17 protein-coding genes are annotated in these 16,628 nt (G+C 54.7%); 10 read left to right on the top strand and 7 right to left on the bottom strand.

Annotated features, from left to right (window positions below):
- Positions 1 to 429: 429 nt before the first annotated feature.
- The 3 genes from folD to WC7_RS19400 all read left to right on the top strand — a co-directional run bounded on the left by folD (position 430) and on the right by WC7_RS19400 (position 2,158).
- Positions 430 to 1,296, top strand: a complete 867-nt coding sequence (gene folD / locus WC7_RS19390; RefSeq protein WP_003021887.1) for a bifunctional methylenetetrahydrofolate dehydrogenase/methenyltetrahydrofolate cyclohydrolase FolD — start codon at positions 430 to 432, stop codon at positions 1,294 to 1,296.
- Between the two features lies 1 nt (position 1,297).
- On the top strand, positions 1,298 to 1,510 hold the full coding sequence (gene ybcJ, locus WC7_RS19395) for a ribosome-associated protein YbcJ (RefSeq protein ID WP_016152124.1): 213 nt from the start codon (positions 1,298 to 1,300) through the stop codon (positions 1,508 to 1,510).
- Between the two features lie 123 nt (positions 1,511 to 1,633).
- Positions 1,634 to 2,158, top strand: coding sequence for a metal-dependent hydrolase (locus WC7_RS19400; protein ID WP_016152123.1), 525 nt, complete (start codon positions 1,634 to 1,636; stop codon positions 2,156 to 2,158).
- A gap of 90 nt (positions 2,159 to 2,248) precedes the next feature.
- Here the strand turns inward: WC7_RS19400 and cysS are convergent, their stop codons facing one another.
- Positions 2,249 to 3,634, bottom strand: coding sequence for a cysteine--tRNA ligase (cysS, locus tag WC7_RS19405; RefSeq protein ID WP_006685638.1), 1,386 nt, complete (start codon positions 3,632 to 3,634; stop codon positions 2,249 to 2,251).
- Positions 3,635 to 3,807: 173 nt separating this feature from the next.
- Between cysS and ppiB the strand changes: the two genes are divergently transcribed.
- The 5 genes from ppiB to mnmH all read left to right on the top strand — a co-directional run bounded on the left by ppiB (position 3,808) and on the right by mnmH (position 7,957).
- Positions 3,808 to 4,302: a peptidylprolyl isomerase B gene (ppiB, locus tag WC7_RS19410; RefSeq protein WP_003021875.1), complete on the top strand. Its 495-nt coding sequence runs from the start codon at positions 3,808 to 3,810 to the stop codon at positions 4,300 to 4,302.
- Positions 4,303 to 4,304: 2 nt separating this feature from the next.
- Entirely contained in the window at positions 4,305 to 5,027 is a 723-nt protein-coding gene (gene lpxH, locus WC7_RS19415; protein ID WP_016152121.1) for a UDP-2,3-diacylglucosamine diphosphatase, read from the top strand.
- Positions 5,028 to 5,200: 173 nt separating this feature from the next.
- Positions 5,201 to 5,710 carry a 5-(carboxyamino)imidazole ribonucleotide mutase gene (gene purE, locus WC7_RS19420; protein WP_016152120.1) on the top strand — a complete coding sequence of 170 codons (510 nt, stop codon included), beginning with the start codon at positions 5,201 to 5,203 and terminating at the stop codon, positions 5,708 to 5,710.
- Positions 5,707 to 6,774 (top strand): 5-(carboxyamino)imidazole ribonucleotide synthase, encoded by a 1,068-nt coding sequence (gene purK / locus WC7_RS19425; RefSeq protein WP_016152119.1) that lies wholly within the window; start codon positions 5,707 to 5,709, stop codon positions 6,772 to 6,774. The genes purE and purK overlap by 4 nt, the downstream gene beginning before the upstream one ends.
- A 97-nt stretch (positions 6,775 to 6,871) precedes the next feature.
- Positions 6,872 to 7,957, top strand: a complete 1,086-nt coding sequence (gene mnmH, locus WC7_RS19430) for a tRNA 2-selenouridine(34) synthase MnmH (RefSeq protein WP_016152118.1) — start codon at positions 6,872 to 6,874, stop codon at positions 7,955 to 7,957.
- Here mnmH and WC7_RS19435 read toward each other — a convergent pair whose 3' ends face one another.
- The 6 genes from WC7_RS19435 to ybbA all read right to left on the bottom strand — a co-directional run bounded on the left by WC7_RS19435 (position 7,958) and on the right by ybbA (position 15,182).
- Positions 7,958 to 8,617: a methionine ABC transporter permease gene (locus WC7_RS19435; protein ID WP_003831085.1), complete on the bottom strand. Its 660-nt coding sequence runs from the start codon at positions 8,615 to 8,617 to the stop codon at positions 7,958 to 7,960.
- Positions 8,610 to 9,626, bottom strand: a complete 1,017-nt coding sequence (sfbB, locus tag WC7_RS19440; protein WP_016152117.1) for a virulence-associated ABC transporter ATP-binding protein SfbB — start codon at positions 9,624 to 9,626, stop codon at positions 8,610 to 8,612. The genes WC7_RS19435 and sfbB overlap by 8 nt, the downstream gene beginning before the upstream one ends.
- Positions 9,627 to 9,688: 62 nt before the next feature.
- Positions 9,689 to 10,519, bottom strand: coding sequence for a MetQ/NlpA family ABC transporter substrate-binding protein (locus WC7_RS19445; protein ID WP_016152116.1), 831 nt, complete (start codon positions 10,517 to 10,519; stop codon positions 9,689 to 9,691).
- Between the two features lie 245 nt (positions 10,520 to 10,764).
- Positions 10,765 to 11,898, bottom strand: a complete 1,134-nt coding sequence (locus tag WC7_RS19450) for a porin (RefSeq protein WP_016152115.1) — start codon at positions 11,896 to 11,898, stop codon at positions 10,765 to 10,767.
- A 186-nt stretch (positions 11,899 to 12,084) separates the two neighbouring features.
- Entirely contained in the window at positions 12,085 to 14,499 is a 2,415-nt protein-coding gene (gene ybbP / locus WC7_RS19455; protein WP_016152114.1) for a putative ABC transporter permease subunit YbbP, read from the bottom strand.
- A complete protein-coding gene (ybbA, locus tag WC7_RS19460) occupies positions 14,496 to 15,182 on the bottom strand; it encodes a putative ABC transporter ATP-binding protein YbbA (RefSeq protein WP_016152113.1) in 687 nt (228 codons plus the stop codon). The genes ybbP and ybbA overlap by 4 nt, the downstream gene beginning before the upstream one ends.
- Here ybbA and tesA point away from each other — a divergent pair.
- On the top strand, positions 15,150 to 15,776 hold the full coding sequence (tesA, locus tag WC7_RS0124380; RefSeq protein ID WP_085951033.1) for a multifunctional acyl-CoA thioesterase I/protease I/lysophospholipase L1: 627 nt from the start codon (positions 15,150 to 15,152) through the stop codon (positions 15,774 to 15,776). The genes ybbA and tesA overlap by 33 nt on opposite strands.
- A gap of 28 nt (positions 15,777 to 15,804) precedes the next feature.
- The gene (locus WC7_RS19465) at positions 15,805 to 16,575 is read left to right on the top strand and encodes an SDR family oxidoreductase (protein WP_016152111.1); all 771 of its coding nucleotides are present in this window, start codon (positions 15,805 to 15,807) and stop codon (positions 16,573 to 16,575) included.
- Positions 16,576 to 16,628: the final 53 nt, after the last annotated feature.

Raw genomic sequence — 16,628 nt, 5'->3', positions numbered from 1 at the left:
CTCCTGAGTATTTGATTCACTAATTATTCCTCGCGAATATGACTATTCGTCACAGCGATAAATTAAACATTTCAATTAATGAAAAATACCTGCAAATCCTTTTAATGACCCTGGCTAATTCTTAATGGGACCCAGGAAAAATCTGGGTGGGAATGAGGTAAAATCCCTCATAATTAACCGTAACAGACTGGTTTGTGGCGCATTACCCCTGAAAATTCCAGGGTGATGAGTTGTTTCATTCACGTTAATTTTGATTAGCATGCTCATTAATTATCCGCAAGGCTTAAGCCTCTGTACTGACCCCATTCGCAGATCGTGACGCCCCCTGGCGCACGTAAAAATGCAAACGAAAACTGACAGCACGTCCCGCTTCTGACAAAATAGCGGCATCCCCTTCGATTTAACGTAACAGACGGAATCCTCTCTCTGATGGCAGCAAAGATTATTGACGGTAAAACGATTGCGCAGCAGGTGCGCTCTGAGGTTGCTCAAAAAGTTCAGGCGCGTTTAGCGGCTGGATTACGCGCCCCAGGCCTGGCTGTTGTGCTGGTAGGTAGCAACCCGGCTTCGCAGATTTATGTCGCGAGTAAACGCAAAGCCTGTGACGAGGTGGGGTTTGTCTCCCGCTCCTATGACCTGCCTGAAACCACCAGCGAGGCAGAGCTGCTCGAGCTGATCGATACGCTCAATGCAGATACCACCATCGACGGTATTCTGGTCCAGCTGCCGTTACCTGCGGGTATCGACAACGTTAAAGTTCTCGAGCGTATTGCGCCGGATAAAGACGTTGACGGTTTCCACCCGTATAACGTTGGTCGCCTGTGCCAGCGTGCGCCGCGCCTGCGCCCGTGTACTCCGCGCGGTATTGTGACTCTGCTTGAGCGTTACAATATCGACACCTACGGTCTGAATGCGGTCGTTATTGGCGCGTCGAATATTGTTGGCCGCCCGATGAGCATGGAGCTGCTGCTGGCTGGCTGCACCACCACCGTCACCCACCGGTTCACCAAAGATCTGCGTCGCCATGTAGAGCATGCAGACCTGCTGATTGTTGCCGTCGGCAAACCTGGCTTTATTCCCGGCGAGTGGATCAAAGAAGGTGCGATTGTGATTGATGTCGGCATCAACCGTCTGGAGAATGGTAAGGTTGTTGGCGATGTGGTCTTTGAAGATGCTGCCGCACGCGCGTCATATATCACGCCGGTACCCGGCGGCGTAGGCCCAATGACGGTCGCTACACTTATCGAAAACACGCTGCAGGCGTGTGTTGAATATCATGATGTAAAGGACGTTTAAGATGGCCACATTTTCACTGGGTAAACACCCACACGTTGAACTCTGCGATTTACTGAAGCTGGAAGGCTGGAGCGAAAGCGGCGCCCAGGCAAAAATTGCTATTGGCGAAGGGTTAGTGAAGGTCGATGGTGCGGTAGAAACGCGTAAACGCTGCAAAATCGTTGCCGGACAGACCGTCAGCTTTGAAGGCCACAGCATTAACGTCGTGGCGTGATCCTAGGAGCCGGATGAGGTTAACCCCTGTCCGGCCACTTCCTCTCTCCTTTTCAGATAATGACTTCATCACCACTTCACAGTGAACTGTTAGCATGTTGTTTTTCCACACGAAGCGATCATCATGCCAACAATCGTTACCCACGCTGCCGTTCCACTCTGTTTAGGATTAGGTCTCGGGCGTAAAGTCATCCCCCCGCAATTCCTGTTTACTGGCGTCATTCTGGCTATACTGCCGGATGCCGACGTACTGTCGTTTAAGCTTGGCGTCGCCTACGGCAACGTGTTTGGTCACCGTGGTTTTACCCATTCGCTGCTGTTCGCCTTCGTGGTACCGCTGCTCTGCATATGGATGGGTCGACGATGGTTTAAGGCAGGCTTAATTCGCTGCTGGCTATTTCTGACGGTTTCACTGCTGTCGCACAGCCTGTTGGATTCGGTCACCACTGGCGGCAAAGGCGTCGGCTGGCTGTGGCCGTGGTCGGATGAACGCTTCTTTGCACCGTGGCAGGTGATTAAAGTCGCCCCGTTTGCGCTATCACGCTACGCCACACCATACGGGCACCAGGTGATAATTTCGGAGTTGATATGGGTATGGCTACCGGGAGTTATGATGATGGGTGTGCTGTGGTGGTATCGGAAATATTAATTTGCCGGATACGACAAGCGTCTTATCCGACCGACATTCGTACATTGATTGCCGGACAGGGCGCGAGCCGCCATCCGGCAATCAATATCATTACTTACGGCGCCAGGTAGTGCCCTGCGGGCCATCTTCCAGCACGATACCCATCTCATTGAGACGGTCACGCGCGGCGTCAGCTGCCGCCCAGTCTTTGGCTTTACGAGCATCCAGACGCTGCTGGATTAACGCTTCAATTTCAGCAACTTCACCGTCATCCGCCTGCGCACCGCTTTGCAGGAATGCTTCGGGCTCCTGTTCCAGCAGGCCCAGCACGCTGGAAAGCTTACGCAGATGCGAAGCCATACCGTTAGCCGCCGCCATATCTTCACCCTTCAGGCGGTTAACCTCACGCGCCATATCAAACAGCACGGAGTAGGCTTCCGGCGTATTGAAGTCATCGTCCATCGCTTCAATGAAGCGCGCTTCAAAGGCTTCGCCACCGGCTGGGGCAACGGACTTATCGGTGCCGCGCAGCGCGGTATACAGACGCTCCAGCGCAGAACGCGCCTGCTTCAGGTTCTCTTCGCTGTAGTTTAACTGGCTACGGTAATGACCAGACATCAGGAAGTAGCGAATGGTTTCGGCGTCGTAGTATTTCAGCACGTCACGCACGGTAAAGAAGTTGCCCAACGATTTGGACATTTTCTCCCGGTCAACCATCACCATCCCGGAGTGCATCCAGTAATTAACGTATTCACCGTCATGCGCACAGGTGGACTGAGCGATTTCGTTTTCATGGTGCGGGAACATCAGATCCGAACCACCGCCATGAATATCAAAATGGTTGCCCAACTGTTTGCAGTTCATCGCCGAACATTCGATGTGCCAGCCAGGACGACCCGCGCCCCACGGAGACGGCCAGCTCGGCTCGCCTTCTTTGGACATTTTCCACAGCACGAAGTCCATCGGGTTGCGCTTCACATCAACCACATCAACGCGTGCGCCCGCCTGCAGCTGATCCAGATCCTGGCGTGACAGCTGACCATAATTCGGGTCAGTCGGCACGTCGAACATCACGTCGCCGTTATCAGCGACATAAGCGTGACCTTTGGCAATCAGCTGTTCAGTGATTTCAATGATCTCAGCGATATGGTGCGTAGCGCGCGGCTCCAGATCCGGGCGCAGAATATTTAGCGCGTCGAAATCGCTATGCATTTCCGCGATCATTCTGTCGACCAACGCCACAAAGCTCTCGCCGTTTTCATTCGCGCGCTTGATAATTTTGTCATCAATATCAGTAATGTTGCGCACATACTTCAGCTTATAGCCGAGGAAGCGCAGATAGCGCGCGACAACGTCGAAAGAAACGAAGGTACGTCCGTGGCCAATATGACAGAGATCGTAAACGGTAATACCACACACGTACATGCCGACTTCCCCGGCATGAATAGGTTTGAATTCCTCTTTTTGGCGCGTCAGTGTATTAAAGATTTTTAACATCGAAGATTCCGTGTAGACGTGTGTGGATAGTAAAGTCTGTATAATACCCATAATTTAGACCGGAAGCAGCACACTTTGCGAGGTGATCGCAGCTTGCGGTTATGCTATAACACACCCCTAACTCTGACCCTCCACGGGGTCGAAGCACCAATCTATCGGAACAGGATGCAAAAATGGTTACTTTCCACACTAATCACGGCGATATCGTAATCAAAACGTTTGATGATAAAGCGCCTGAAACAGTTAAAAACTTCCTGGACTACTGCCGCGAAGGTTTTTACAACAACACCATTTTCCACCGTGTTATTAACGGTTTCATGATCCAGGGCGGCGGTTTTGAACCGGGCATGAAGCAAAAAGCCACGAAAGAAGCGATCAAAAACGAAGCGAACAACGGTCTGAAAAACACCCGTGGTACGCTGGCGATGGCGCGTACTCAGGCTCCGCACTCCGCAACCGCACAGTTCTTCATCAACGTTGCAGACAACGACTTCCTGAACTTCTCCGGCGAAAGCATGCAGGGTTGGGGTTATTGCGTGTTTGCTGAAGTTGTTGAAGGCATGGACGTGGTTGATAAAATCAAAGGCGTTTCCACTGGTCGCAGCGGTATGCACCAGGATGTGCCAAAAGAAGACGTCATCATCGAAAACGTGACCGTCAGCGAGTAATCGTGACGACACTGTTTATTGCAGATCTTCACCTCTGCACAGAAGAACCGGCGATCACCGCCGGTTTTCTGCGTTTTTTAGCCGGTGATGCGCGAAAAGCTGATGCACTGTACATTCTCGGCGACCTGTTTGAAGCCTGGATTGGCGACGACGACCCAAACCCACTGCATCATGAAATAGCCGCGGCGATAAAATCACTGGTTGATTCCGGCGTTCCCTGCTTTTTTATTCACGGCAACCGAGATTTTCTGCTCGGCAAACGTTTTGCCCGTGAAAGCGGCATGAGCTTGCTGCCTGAGAAAAAAGTACTCAACCTGTATGGCCGCAAGGTATTGATCATGCATGGCGACACTTTGTGTACAGACGATGCAGGCTATCAGGCGTTTCGCGCCAAAGTACATCAACCCTGGCTACAGAAGCTGTTCCTCTCCTTACCTCTGTTCGTTCGCCAACGTATCGCCGCGAAAATGCGCGCCAATAGCAAAGCGGCCAACAGCAGCAAGTCACTGGCGATCATGGATGTGAATCCGCAGGCCGTCATCACCGAGATGGAACAGCATCAGGTCCAGTGGTTAATTCACGGCCACACCCACCGCCCGGCAGTCCACGAACTTACGGCCAATGAGCAACCCGCTTTCCGCGTGGTATTAGGCGCATGGCACACCGAAGGGTCGATGATCAAAGTCACGCCAGATGACGTTGAACTGATCGCATTTCCGTTTTAATTCCGCAGATATCCAGTTCCTCTTTACACAAAACTCATTGAGATGCAGCCAACTACAGAGGCTGCCTGAAGGGTGAAGTGTAAAGCGCGCAATCGTTTTCCTTGACGGCGAATTATGCTATTCTCTGTGGCCTCAAAAGTCGAGTGTAGTGCATCACAGGAGTTTTCAGACGCATGTCTTCCCGCAATAACCCGGCGCGTGTCGCCATCGTGATGGGGTCCAAAAGCGACTGGGCTACCATGCAGTTCGCCGCCGAAATCTTCGAAATTCTGAACGTGCCGCATCATGTTGAAGTCGTCTCCGCCCACCGCACCCCTGACAAGCTGTTTAGCTTCGCTGAAAGCGCAGAAGAGAACGGCTATCAGGTGATTATTGCCGGTGCGGGTGGCGCTGCGCATCTGCCGGGCATGATTGCGGCGAAAACGCTGGTGCCTGTTTTAGGCGTCCCGGTGCAAAGCGCGGCGCTGAGCGGCGTAGATAGCCTTTACTCCATCGTACAGATGCCGCGCGGTATTCCGGTCGGAACGCTGGCTATCGGCAAAGCGGGCGCGGCAAATGCGGCCCTGCTGGCAGCACAAATTCTGGCAACACACGACAAAGCATTACACCAGCGTCTGAACGACTGGCGCAAAGCACAAACCGACGAGGTGCTGGAGAATCCGGACCCGCGAGGTGCGGCATGAAGCAGGTCTGCGTACTCGGTAACGGTCAGCTAGGGCGCATGTTGCGCCAGGCCGGTGAGCCGCTGGGCATTGCGGTCTGGCCCGTCGGGCTGGATGCCGAACCAGCAGCGGTCCCTTTTCAGCAAAGCGTGATCACCGCTGAGATTGAGCGCTGGCCGGAAACGGCGCTTACCCGCGAGCTCGCGCGCCACCCGGCATTTGTCAACCGCGACGTTTTCCCGATTATTGCCGACCGTCTGACGCAAAAGCAGCTTTTTGACAAGCTCGGCCTGGCAACTGCGCCGTGGCAACTGCTGGCGGATAAAAGCGAATGGCCTGCAGTATTCGACAAACTCGGTGAGCTGGCGATCGTGAAACGTCGCGTCGGCGGTTACGACGGTCGCGGGCAGTGGCGTTTGCGCGCAAATGAAACCGAACAACTGCCGGACGACTGCTACGGCGAGTGCATCGTTGAGCGGGGAATCAACTTCTCTGGTGAAGTCTCACTGGTTGGCGCTCGTGCGCACGACGGTAGCACCGTCTTCTATCCGCTGACCCATAACCTGCACCAGGACGGCATTCTGCGCACCAGCGTGGTCTTCCCGCAGGCTAACGGCAAACAGCAGAAACAGGCCGAAGCGATGCTCTCTGCCATCATGCAGGAGCTGGGCTATGTCGGCGTGATGGCGATGGAATGTTTCATCACCCCGGAAGGTCTGCTGATTAACGAACTGGCTCCACGCGTGCACAACAGCGGGCACTGGACGCAAAACGGTGCCAGCATCAGCCAGTTTGAGCTGCACCTGCGCGCCATTACCAACCTGCCGTTACCCACGCCGGTAGTGAACACTCCTTCGGTGATGGTCAATCTGATTGGTAGCGACCTGAACTATGACTGGCTGAAGCTTCCGCTGGTGCATCTGCACTGGTATGACAAAGAGGTGCGTGAAGGGCGTAAGGTGGGACACCTGAACCTGAGCGACAGCGATACCGCGCGTCTTAGCGCGACGCTGGAAGCGCTTATCCCCCTGCTGCCGCCGGAATATGCCAGCGGTATTATCTGGGCGCAGTCAACGCTGAAATAAGCCATTAATGCCGGGGATTTGATTTTATCCTTCCCCGGCCCCTCCTCTGGCGCGTAAAATCCCCTCCATTGCTGTTTTTGTATTTTCAGGATCACACATGAACGATGGAACGGACTATCGCGCAATTTTGCTCGCTGGTACGCCTATAATCGATGTACGCGCCCCCGTCGAATTTCTGCAAGGCGCAATGCCGGGCGCAATCAACCTTCCCCTGATGAACGATGACGAACGTGCCGCCGTGGGTACCTGTTATAAACGTCAGGGACCCGAGGCAGCCCTCACGCTCGGCCATCAACTGGTCTGCGGCGAGACTCGCCAACAACGTATGAAGGCCTGGCTGGATGCCTGTCGTCAAAATCCTGCGGGTTATTTATGCTGCGCGCGCGGCGGTCAGCGTTCGCACATTGTGCAGCAGTGGCTGCACGAGTCCGGGATTGACTACCCGCTGATACACGGCGGCTACAAAGCCCTGCGTCAGGCGGCGATTCAGCTGACTGAAGAGTTAGTGCAAAAGCCGATCGTCTTAATTGGCGGCTGTACCGGGAACGGGAAAACGCAGCTGGTGCAACAGCAGCCGAACGGCGTGGATCTCGAAGGTCTGGCGCACCATCGCGGTTCCTCGTTTGGTCGCACCGTTGAACCGCAGCTGAGTCAGGCGAGTTTTGAAAACCTGCTGGCGGTCGAAATGCTCAGAACCGACAGCCGTCAGGATCTGCGTCTGTGGGTACTGGAAGATGAAGGCCGCATGATCGGGGCTAATCATCTGCCCGAATGCCTGCGCGAACGCATGACCCAGGCATCTATTGCAGTGGTGGACGATCCTTTTGAGCGTCGTCTGGAGCGACTGCGTGAAGAGTATTTCGTGCGGATGCACCACGATTTTACCCATGCTTATGGCGAGAGTCAGGGCTGGCAGGAGTATAGCGAGTATCTGCACCACGGCCTGTTTGCTATTCGCCGCCGTCTGGGTTTACAACGTTTTGCCGAGCTGACGGCCCTGCTCGACGTGGCTCTGCGCGAACAGCAAGCGACGGGCAGTACCGACGCCCATATGGGCTGGCTGGTGCCGTTGCTCAACGAGTATTACGACCCGATGTATCGTTATCAACTGGAAAAGAAAGCCGCGAAAGTCGTCTTTCGCGGCACATGGCAGGACGTTGCCGACTGGCTTAACGCACAGTGATCAGTGTCTGTCGCGCTTATCCGCGCGTTTCGCCAGCCAGTCGCCCAGCACCTGCACGACCTGCACCAGAATAATCAGCGCCACCACGGTGACGATCATGACCTGGGTTTCATAGCGGTAATAACCAAAGCGAATCGCCAGGTCGCCTACCCCACCGCCACCAACGATTCCGGCCATCGCGGAGTAACCGATCAGACTCACCAGCGTTATCGTCAACCCACGCAGCAGACCCGCGCTCGCTTCAGGTAACAGAACGGTGCAGATGATGCGCATCGGGCTGGCGCCAAAGGCTTCCGCCGCTTCAATAATGCCTTTATCGACTTCGCGCAGTGCGCTGTCGACCAGACGGGCATAAAAAGCGATTGCCGCCACCGAGAGCGGGACCGACGCCGCAATCGGCCCAATGGTATTTCCGAGTAAAAACTGGGTGAGCGGCAGCAGCAGCACCAGCAGGATCACAAACGGCACCGAACGGATGATATTCACCAGCACGGAGCTGAGCAGATACACAAAACGGTTTTGCCAGAATAAATGCCGGTCGGTGACGAAAATAAGAAAACCGAGCGGCAGACCGCCAATAATCGCCAGCACCGTAGAGATGCTTAGCATCTGAAAGGTTTCATTAAACGCCAGCGTCAAATCAGGCAATAAATCATCCACGAATCACCTCCACCTGTGCCGTGCGTTGACGAATATGTTCCACGGCGACATCCACCGCAGAAGGGTTATGCGGCGCGGTCAGTTGCACCACCAGAATCCCCAGCGCACGCTCGCCGATATATTCAATTTTGCCGTGCAGAATGTTCACCGCCACACCAAATTTAACCGCGACTTCTGACAACACTGGCTGTTCCGCCGAATCGCCGATGAACAGAATTTTCAGCAACTGGCCAGGCAAATGCTGGCGCAAGCGTTCGGGTAGCGTCAGATTGAGGGTATGCGACACCAGTTGCTGCGTGAAAGCGTGCTGCGGGTGAGCAAAAACGTCAAACACCTCACCGGACTCCACCACCTTGCCGCCGGACATCACCGCCACACGATCGCAAATCGATTTGATCACGTTCATCTCGTGAGTGATCAGCACGATCGTGATCCCCAGCTGTTGGTTGATCTGCTTAAGCAATGCCAGAATAGTGGCCGATGTTTCCAGATCCAGCGCAGAGGTCGGTTCATCACACAGCAGCACATCGGGGTGATTGGCAATCGCACGGGCAATACCAACGCGCTGCTTTTGCCCGCCGCTGAGCTGCACAGGAAAGCGGTTTGCCTTGTCAGACAGCCCCACCAGCGTCAGGATTTCGCTGACGCGTGGGGCAATTTTACTGCGCTCCCATCCGGCAGCCTTCAGGCTGAAAGCGACGTTTTGCGCCACGGTACGGGTATGCATCAGATTAAAATGCTGAAAAATCATCCCAATACGCTGACGGGCTTTACGTAGTTGCGCCCCTTCCAGCGCGGAAATTTCTACGCCGTTAACCTTTACGCTTCCCAGGCTTGGTCGCGTTAAGGCGTTCAGGGTGCGCAGCAGCGTACTTTTCCCCGCGCCGCTGGTCCCGACAATGCCAAATATCTCACCTGCGCCTATGCGCAAGCTGACGTCATCAACCGCCCGGGTTGATGGTCCACGGCCTGCGCTAAAATCCACGCAAACCTTTTCTATCTCAATCATAGCCACCTCAGAAATGCGAAAAGGGCAGTCGCCGCTGCCCCTGTTAACCTTGTGCGCAGCGATTATTGGGCTGCCGACATCCATTCCGGTTTCTGGAAGGCGCTGTAGATATTTTGCGGATCGTCGATCACCGCGCGATACGCCGGAGATTTCACCGCCGCCACAATATCTTTCGCGAACGGTTTATCTGCATCTTCACTGCGTACCGCTATGATATTTTTCAGATTTTCGTCCAGATGCTCTTGCTTGATGGCACTGGCGAGATCCAGTTTTGCCGCCACAGCAAAGTTACCGTTGACCAGCGCGCCGGTCACACCGTCCAGGGTACGCGGCAGTTGTGCCGCTTCCAGCGGTTTAAACACCAGCCCTTTCGGGTTGCTGGCGATATCGCGCTCAGAGGCTTTAGTCGGATCGATAGTGTCTTTGATGGTAATAAGGCCAATAGACTGCAGGAAACGCAGACCGCGAGCCAGATTGGTTGGATCATTGGAAAGCGTGATCACATCCCCTTTTTTTAACTCATCCAGGCTTTTGATTTTATGTGAGTAAAAACCCATCCCGGCCGTCGGGACCACAATCAGCTTGCTCAGCTTCAGTCCTTTATCAGCGGTGAATTTGTCAAAGTAGAGCGAGTGCTGAAACAAGTTGGCATCAATACTGCCGTTGGAAAGCGCCATGTTCGGCTGCACGTAGTCGCTGAATTCGCGCACCACTACCTTATAGCCTTTCTCTTTCAGCGTAGGGGCAATGGCCTGTTTCACCATATCGCCGTACGGCCCAGGTGCGACGCCAAACACGATGGTATGCGGGTCACTGTTCGCATGAGCAAGTTGTAATCCACAGGCCAGTAACAGCGCTCCGGTCGCGACGCGTAAACTCTGACGCAATCCCATAATTTCTCCATTTTAACGTTGTGGTGTCATGTCTCACGCCGTTCTTGCGGCGTTGTTCTTGTTGGCCTGTTAACAGGCTGATTGTTAACATGACACAGATCACAACCTGCTGTCCTTGAAATTATTTCATGATGTTGCGGGATATGTCGTTGAATGTACGTTGAAGGTACTAATGTGTTTTTCAGCAAAGGATAGTAAAAAACCGGATAACCTTCTGGTTACCCGGTTTTGGCAGGGAAATTGACTTAGAAGTCGTAACGCAGACGAACCAGGTTCATATCACCCAGATTGTCGGTGCTGGAGGTGAAGACGTGTTCGTAATCCACACGGAAACCGTAGTCCAGCTGGAAGCTGATACCCACACCATTGTCGGTACGCAGGTAGTTACGACCATTCACGTATTCAATACGGTCGCCCATAACGTAGGGTTGAACGGATTTCAGCGCATACTGACCAACCGGGAAGGTGTAACCCGCGAAGTATTCCAGACCCCAGGCATCACCGGCAAAGTAATCGTTAACAGAGACTTTTTTGGTGGTCATGAAGTTTTGATACCAACCGCCGCCCATCGAGAAGGTCCAGTTGTCCGGTTTCCAGCTCAGCGCGGTACCGACGATGTTTTGATCGTAGGTTTTGCTGGTGTCGCCACGCATTTCCGCGCGGGTGTAGTTCCACGCCGTACCCCAGGTCAGGTCATCGGTGATGTGATAATCCACACCCAGCGAGCCACCGCCTTTACGCTTGTAGCGCAGACCGTTGTTCGGGTTGTAATCATCGCTGAACAGATAAGATGCGTAGAGATCAACATCGCCAACCGTTTTCTTATACTTCAGTGATTTACGCGTACGATAGGAACCGTCATAGTCGCCATTGATACCGTTACCTGGTGCCTGACCGATCATGTCGTAGTCCCAGATATCCGTTTTCGCACCAACCACATCATAGTAAATGCTGTTCTGTTGACCGAAGGTCAGCGTACCCCAGGTCGCGCTCTTCAGACCGGTGTACAACATACGACGCGTGGTATCGTTGGCGCCGTTAGCATAGTGATTATCCCAGTTGAACATTGCCGGGAAGTTAACGCCCAGCTCGTAATAACTCACCCAACTGATGTCATCAAACAGATAGTAATCAGCGGCGAAGCGGAAACGCGTCCCGCCGTCGAAACCATTACGTTTGTAGCCATTCTTACCATCGTCACCGGCCATATTCTGGAACTGCGGACGAATACTCCCGCCAACGGTGAAGTTAAGACGGCTCAGCGGGTTGCCCGCCTGTGGATCTTGTTTCAGGACCGTGATTTCCGCCTGGGAGGCGAACGTCGTTAATGCCACTGCTGCGCCGATCGATACCGCCAGCGCCGTTTTTTTTATAGTCATTATTTGTACCTTGATAGATAGCCTGCCAATTATTCAGCATACAAATATTAACGTTTATTAATACACTCGTGTTGTCGGGTTTTTATTGTTCTGTGCTGTTAAATATCAATGAGTTATCAATTTGTGCTACATAGATAAAAAACGCACCGATTTAAAAAACCGGTGCGTAATCATCACTAATATGAATTAACTACTGAATTGACGGAACAGCGCTTTGCCTTTTAGCAGACGTGAACCGAGCCATCCGCCGCATAACGAGAGCAACAATGCCCCACAAAGCGGCAACACGACCCACAGTCGCCAGTCTGGCTCCCACGGAAAATCAAACACTCGGGTTTGCAGCACCGCCAGTGCGGTTTCCGCGCCGATGGCAGCCACCAGTCCAGCGACCATCCCGAGCATGGCGAACTCGCACCATAGCGTGGTACGCAGCAGCTTCTTACCCGCGCCCAGCGTGCGCCAGACCACCAGTTCCTGATGACGCTGACGCATTCCGACCTGGACCTGCGCCAATAGCAGCAACATACCGCAAGCGGTAACCAGCACCACCATCACCTCCAGTGCCCGGCTCACCTGCTCCAGAACCTGGCTCACCTGTTTGAGGATTGCACCAATATCCAGCAGGCTGATAGTCGGGAATTCGCGGTTAAGCTGCGTCAGCATGCCGTTGCCGTTCTCCCAGCGAAAGCTGGTTAACCAGCTTTGCGGCTGAGCGTCCAGCGCGCCGGAGGGAAAGATAAAGAAGAAGTTGGGGCGCAGGCTTTCCCAGTCCACTTTGCGCAGACTGCTGACAGTGGCGCTGAAATCCTGGGTATCGCCCATAAAGGTCACCCGATCGCCAAGCTTGACGTTCAGCCGTTTCGCCAGCCCCTCTTCCATCGAGACTTCGCCCGCTTTTGGCGGCCAGCTTCCGGCAACGATCGGGTTATGATCCGGTCGGGTATCCTGCCAGGTCAGATTAAGCTCACGGTTCAGCGCCTCATCGTGATTGCCTTCGGTCGGCTTCTCATTGATAGCCGTCAGACGCGCCCGCACAATCGGATAGAACGATTCCGGGATCACCTGATGCTCAGCCAGGAAAGCCTTGAGTGGAACCACCTGTTCGGTGGCAATGTTGATGAGAAAATAGTTCGGGCTTTCCGGCGGCATTTGCTGCTGCCAGCGGTCGAGCAGGTCGCCACGCAGTACCAGCAGCAGCGCCAGCAACATAAAGGAAAGCGAAAATGCCGACAGCTGACTGAGCGTTGACCACGGCTGGCGCAACAGCCGACTGACCGCTAAACGCAGCGGCAGCGAGGTGAGCGTCAGGCCACGCAGCACGTTGAGCAGCATCCAGCCGAGCACCCCGCACAAAAGCGCCAGCACTACCGCTCCGGCCAGCACGGCCCACAGCAGCGGACTTCCACCCATCAGTCCGGCGAGCAGGGCAATCACGACTATCAATACCACCGGCAAATAAAACTTCAGCGGCCAGACGTTTGCCACCACGTCACGACGCAGTACCCGCAGTGGCTGAGTCGCCAGCAGCAAACGGTAAGGGCGTAACCCCACCAGCAGAGAAATGACCGTCATGGTGCCTAATGCCCATAGCCACGGCCAGGGACTGGCAGGCGGCAGTTCGCCGGGCAGTACCGGCTTAAGTAATACCACCAGCACGCGTTCAAACAACAGCCCGAATAACCCTCCGGTCACGCCAGACAGCACCAGCACCATCAGCCATTGACCAACAATTAGCCTGCGCAACTGTGCTCTGCCCGCGCCAAGGGTTTTCAGAATAGCCACCAGATCGTAACGACTGCGGCAGTAATGGCTCATCGCCACGGCAACCGCAGCGACCGCCAGCAGCAGGGTTAGCAGCGCCGACAGCAGCAGGAACTGTTGCGAACGCTCCAGTGATTTCCCCAGCGCCCCTTCATCCTGCTCCAGCCCATACCAGCGCTGTTCAGGCTTTAACTGCGGGAGCAGCCATTTTTCATAGGCTTCCAGTTGCTGCGGTGTCCCGCCAAATTTATAGCGCCAGGTCACCCGGCTCCCCGGCTGGACCGCCGCCGTTTTTTCGACATCCGCCATGTTCATCATCAGGCGCGGCGCTATCTGGAACGGATTAAAACCGGCGTCCGGCTCCTGCACCACTTCTCCGGCGATGCGCAGCGTGGCATCGCCAACATCGATGGAATCACCGATTTTTAAGTTCAGCAACGCCATCAGACGCGGAGCCAGCAGCACCGAGCCTGGCTGAGGTTTCAGTCCCGGCGGATTGGTTTGCAACGTGCCATACATCGGATACACATCATCCACCGCTTTGACGTTCGCCAACTGCGGCGTATCCCGGGCAAAGGTCATAGTGGCAAAGGTCAGCTGTTCGCCCACTTTCAGGCCACGCTGTCGCGCCTCGTCAATCCACGCTTTCGGCACGGTACGCGAACTTTGTAGCGACCGATCTCCCGCCATAAACTCACGGCTTTGCTGGCTCAACCCTTTTTCCATACGATCGCTGATATTGCCCAGCGCCAGCACGCAGGCCACGGCCAGGCTCAGCGCCAGCCAGACAATCAGTAATGAAGGCGAGCGCCATTCGCGCCAGAACCAGCGTGCAATCATGCCTCCTCCTGCAACTGTCCGTTCACCAGGCGTAAACGCCGATCGCAACGCGCCGCCAGTTGAGAATCATGGGTCACCAGAATCAGGGTGGTGCCATGTTCCCGGTTCAGAGAAAACAGCAGGTCGGCGATTTTGTCTCCGGTCTGGCGGTCCAGATTGCCCGTCGGTTCATCGGCAAACAGTACGTCAGGACGACCGTTAAACGCCCGCGCCAGCGCTACGCGCTGCTGCTCCCCACCGGAAAGCTGGGCCGGAAGATGATCAAGACGTTTTCCCAGCCCCAGTTGCTCCAGCAACGTTTTTGCCCCGTCGCGACTTTTTCCGCTGTTTTCGCCGCGCAACAACGCGGGCAACTCGACGTTTTCCAGCGCGTTTAGGGTCGGAATTAACATGAATGACTGGAAGACAAAACCCACGTGTCGCGCCCGCAGCTGTGCCCGGGCTTCTTCATCCATGGTGTGCAGCGCCTGCCCCACCAGGCTGACTTCACCGCTGGTGCCATCGTCCAGCCCGGCGAGGATCGCCAGCAGTGTGGATTTTCCTGAACCCGACTCGCCAATCAGCGCAATGGTCTCGGCGCGTTTGACAACCAGTTCAACTCCGGTAAGGATGGATAGCTCATGATCACCCTGACCGACGGATTTCTTAAGATGATGAACTTCAACAATGTTTTCCGCTGGCATTGGCCTTTCCTGTTCCTGGTCCTGTTAACTTTCCGCGCCGCCGCAGCGGACACGTTATTAATTCTGGGTGACAGCCTGAGCGCCGGATACCGTATGTCCGCCAGCGCCGCGTGGCCTGCGCTACTTAATGATAAATGGCAAACCAAAACGCCGGTGGTGAATGCCAGTATTAGCGGCGACACCTCGCAGCAGGGTCTGGCCCGTCTGCCTGCATTACTGAAGCAGCACCAGCCGCGCTGGGTGCTGGTCGAACTTGGCGGCAACGACGGTCTGCGCGGTTTTGCGCCTGCGCAAACCGAACAAACCCTGCGCACAATTCTGCAGGATGTGAAAGCAGCAAATGCCGAACCGCTGCTGATGCAAATTCGTCTGCCGGCAAACTACGGTCGCCGTTATAATGAAAGCTTTAGCGCGATTTATCCAAAACTCGCCAAAGAGTTTGATATACCTCTGCTGCCCTTTTTTATGGAAGAGGTTTATCTGAAACCCCAGTGGATGCAGGATGATGGTATTCATCCTAACCGTGACGCCCAGCCGTTTATTGCCGACTGGATGGCGCAACATCTCACACCTCTAGTAAATCACGACTCGTAAAACAACGGAGATCCTGACAGGTAAAGTTATGCAAAAATCGGTCTTAATAACAGGATGTTCCAGCGGAATCGGTCTGGAAAGCGCGCTTGAGCTAAAGCGCCAGGGTTTTCAAATTCTGGCAGGCTGTCGCAAACCTGACGATGTGGCGCGTATGAACAGCATGGGATTCACCGGCATATTGCTGGATCTGGATTCACCCGAGAGCGTAGATCGCGCGGCTGATGAGGTGATCGCCCTGACCGATAATCGTTTGTATGGGATCTTTAACAACGCCGGATACGGCGTATATGGCCCACTGCCCACCATCAGCCGCGAGCAGATGGAACAGCAGTTTTCCGCCAACTTCTTCGGCGCACATCAGCTTACCATGCGCCTGTTACCCGCCATGCTACCCCACGGCGAAGGACGAATTGTGATGACCTCGTCGGTAATGGGATTGATCTCAACGCCGGGGCGCGGGGCCTATGCCGCCAGCAAATATGCGCTGGAAGCCTGGTCCGACGCGCTGCGTATGGAGCTGCGCCACAGCGGGATTAAGGTCAGCCTGATTGAGCCTGGCCCTATTCGCACCCGCTTTACCGAAAACGTCAACCAGACCCAGAGCGATGCTCCCGTGGAAAACCCCGGAATTGCCGCGCGTTTTACGCTGGGGCCACAAGCGGTTGTCGCCAAAGTGCGTCATGCGTTTGAGAGCGACAAACCCAAGCTGCGTTATCCGGTTACGCTGGTGACCTGGGCAGTTATGCTACTGAAGCGCCTGTTGCCAGGCCGCATAATGGACAAAATTTTACAGGGTTGAGTTGAAGCACGCGCGTCAGCCCCCATGTAACAAGAAATCGACAAAAGAGAGTA

The organism is Citrobacter sp. KTE151 (genome assembly GCF_000398845.1).
Lineage (GTDB): Bacteria > Pseudomonadota > Gammaproteobacteria > Enterobacterales > Enterobacteriaceae > Citrobacter > Citrobacter braakii.
This window is presented reverse-complemented; position numbering and strand designations above follow the sequence as displayed.

Coding starts and splice junctions, on each gene's coding strand:
- WC7_RS19450 (WP_016152115.1), bottom strand. CDS start 11,898: ATGACTATAAAAAAAACGGCGCTGGCGGTATCGATCGGCGCAGCAGTG.
- sfbB (WP_016152117.1), bottom strand. CDS start 9,626: ATGATTGAGATAGAAAAGGTTTGCGTGGATTTTAGCGCAGGCCGTGGA.
- ybbP (WP_016152114.1), bottom strand. CDS start 14,499: ATGATTGCACGCTGGTTCTGGCGCGAATGGCGCTCGCCTTCATTACTG.
- purK (WP_016152119.1), top strand. CDS start 5,707: ATGAAGCAGGTCTGCGTACTCGGTAACGGTCAGCTAGGGCGCATGTTG.
- cysS (WP_006685638.1), bottom strand. CDS start 3,634: ATGTTAAAAATCTTTAATACACTGACGCGCCAAAAAGAGGAATTCAAA.
- purE (WP_016152120.1), top strand. CDS start 5,201: ATGTCTTCCCGCAATAACCCGGCGCGTGTCGCCATCGTGATGGGGTCC.
- folD (WP_003021887.1), top strand. CDS start 430: ATGGCAGCAAAGATTATTGACGGTAAAACGATTGCGCAGCAGGTGCGC.
- ybbA (WP_016152113.1), bottom strand. CDS start 15,182: ATGCCAGCGGAAAACATTGTTGAAGTTCATCATCTTAAGAAATCCGTC.
- ppiB (WP_003021875.1), top strand. CDS start 3,808: ATGGTTACTTTCCACACTAATCACGGCGATATCGTAATCAAAACGTTT.
- WC7_RS19445 (WP_016152116.1), bottom strand. CDS start 10,519: ATGGGATTGCGTCAGAGTTTACGCGTCGCGACCGGAGCGCTGTTACTG.
- ybcJ (WP_016152124.1), top strand. CDS start 1,298: ATGGCCACATTTTCACTGGGTAAACACCCACACGTTGAACTCTGCGAT.
- tesA (WP_085951033.1), top strand. CDS start 15,150: ATGATGAACTTCAACAATGTTTTCCGCTGGCATTGGCCTTTCCTGTTC.
- mnmH (WP_016152118.1), top strand. CDS start 6,872: ATGAACGATGGAACGGACTATCGCGCAATTTTGCTCGCTGGTACGCCT.
- WC7_RS19400 (WP_016152123.1), top strand. CDS start 1,634: ATGCCAACAATCGTTACCCACGCTGCCGTTCCACTCTGTTTAGGATTA.
- WC7_RS19465 (WP_016152111.1), top strand. CDS start 15,805: ATGCAAAAATCGGTCTTAATAACAGGATGTTCCAGCGGAATCGGTCTG.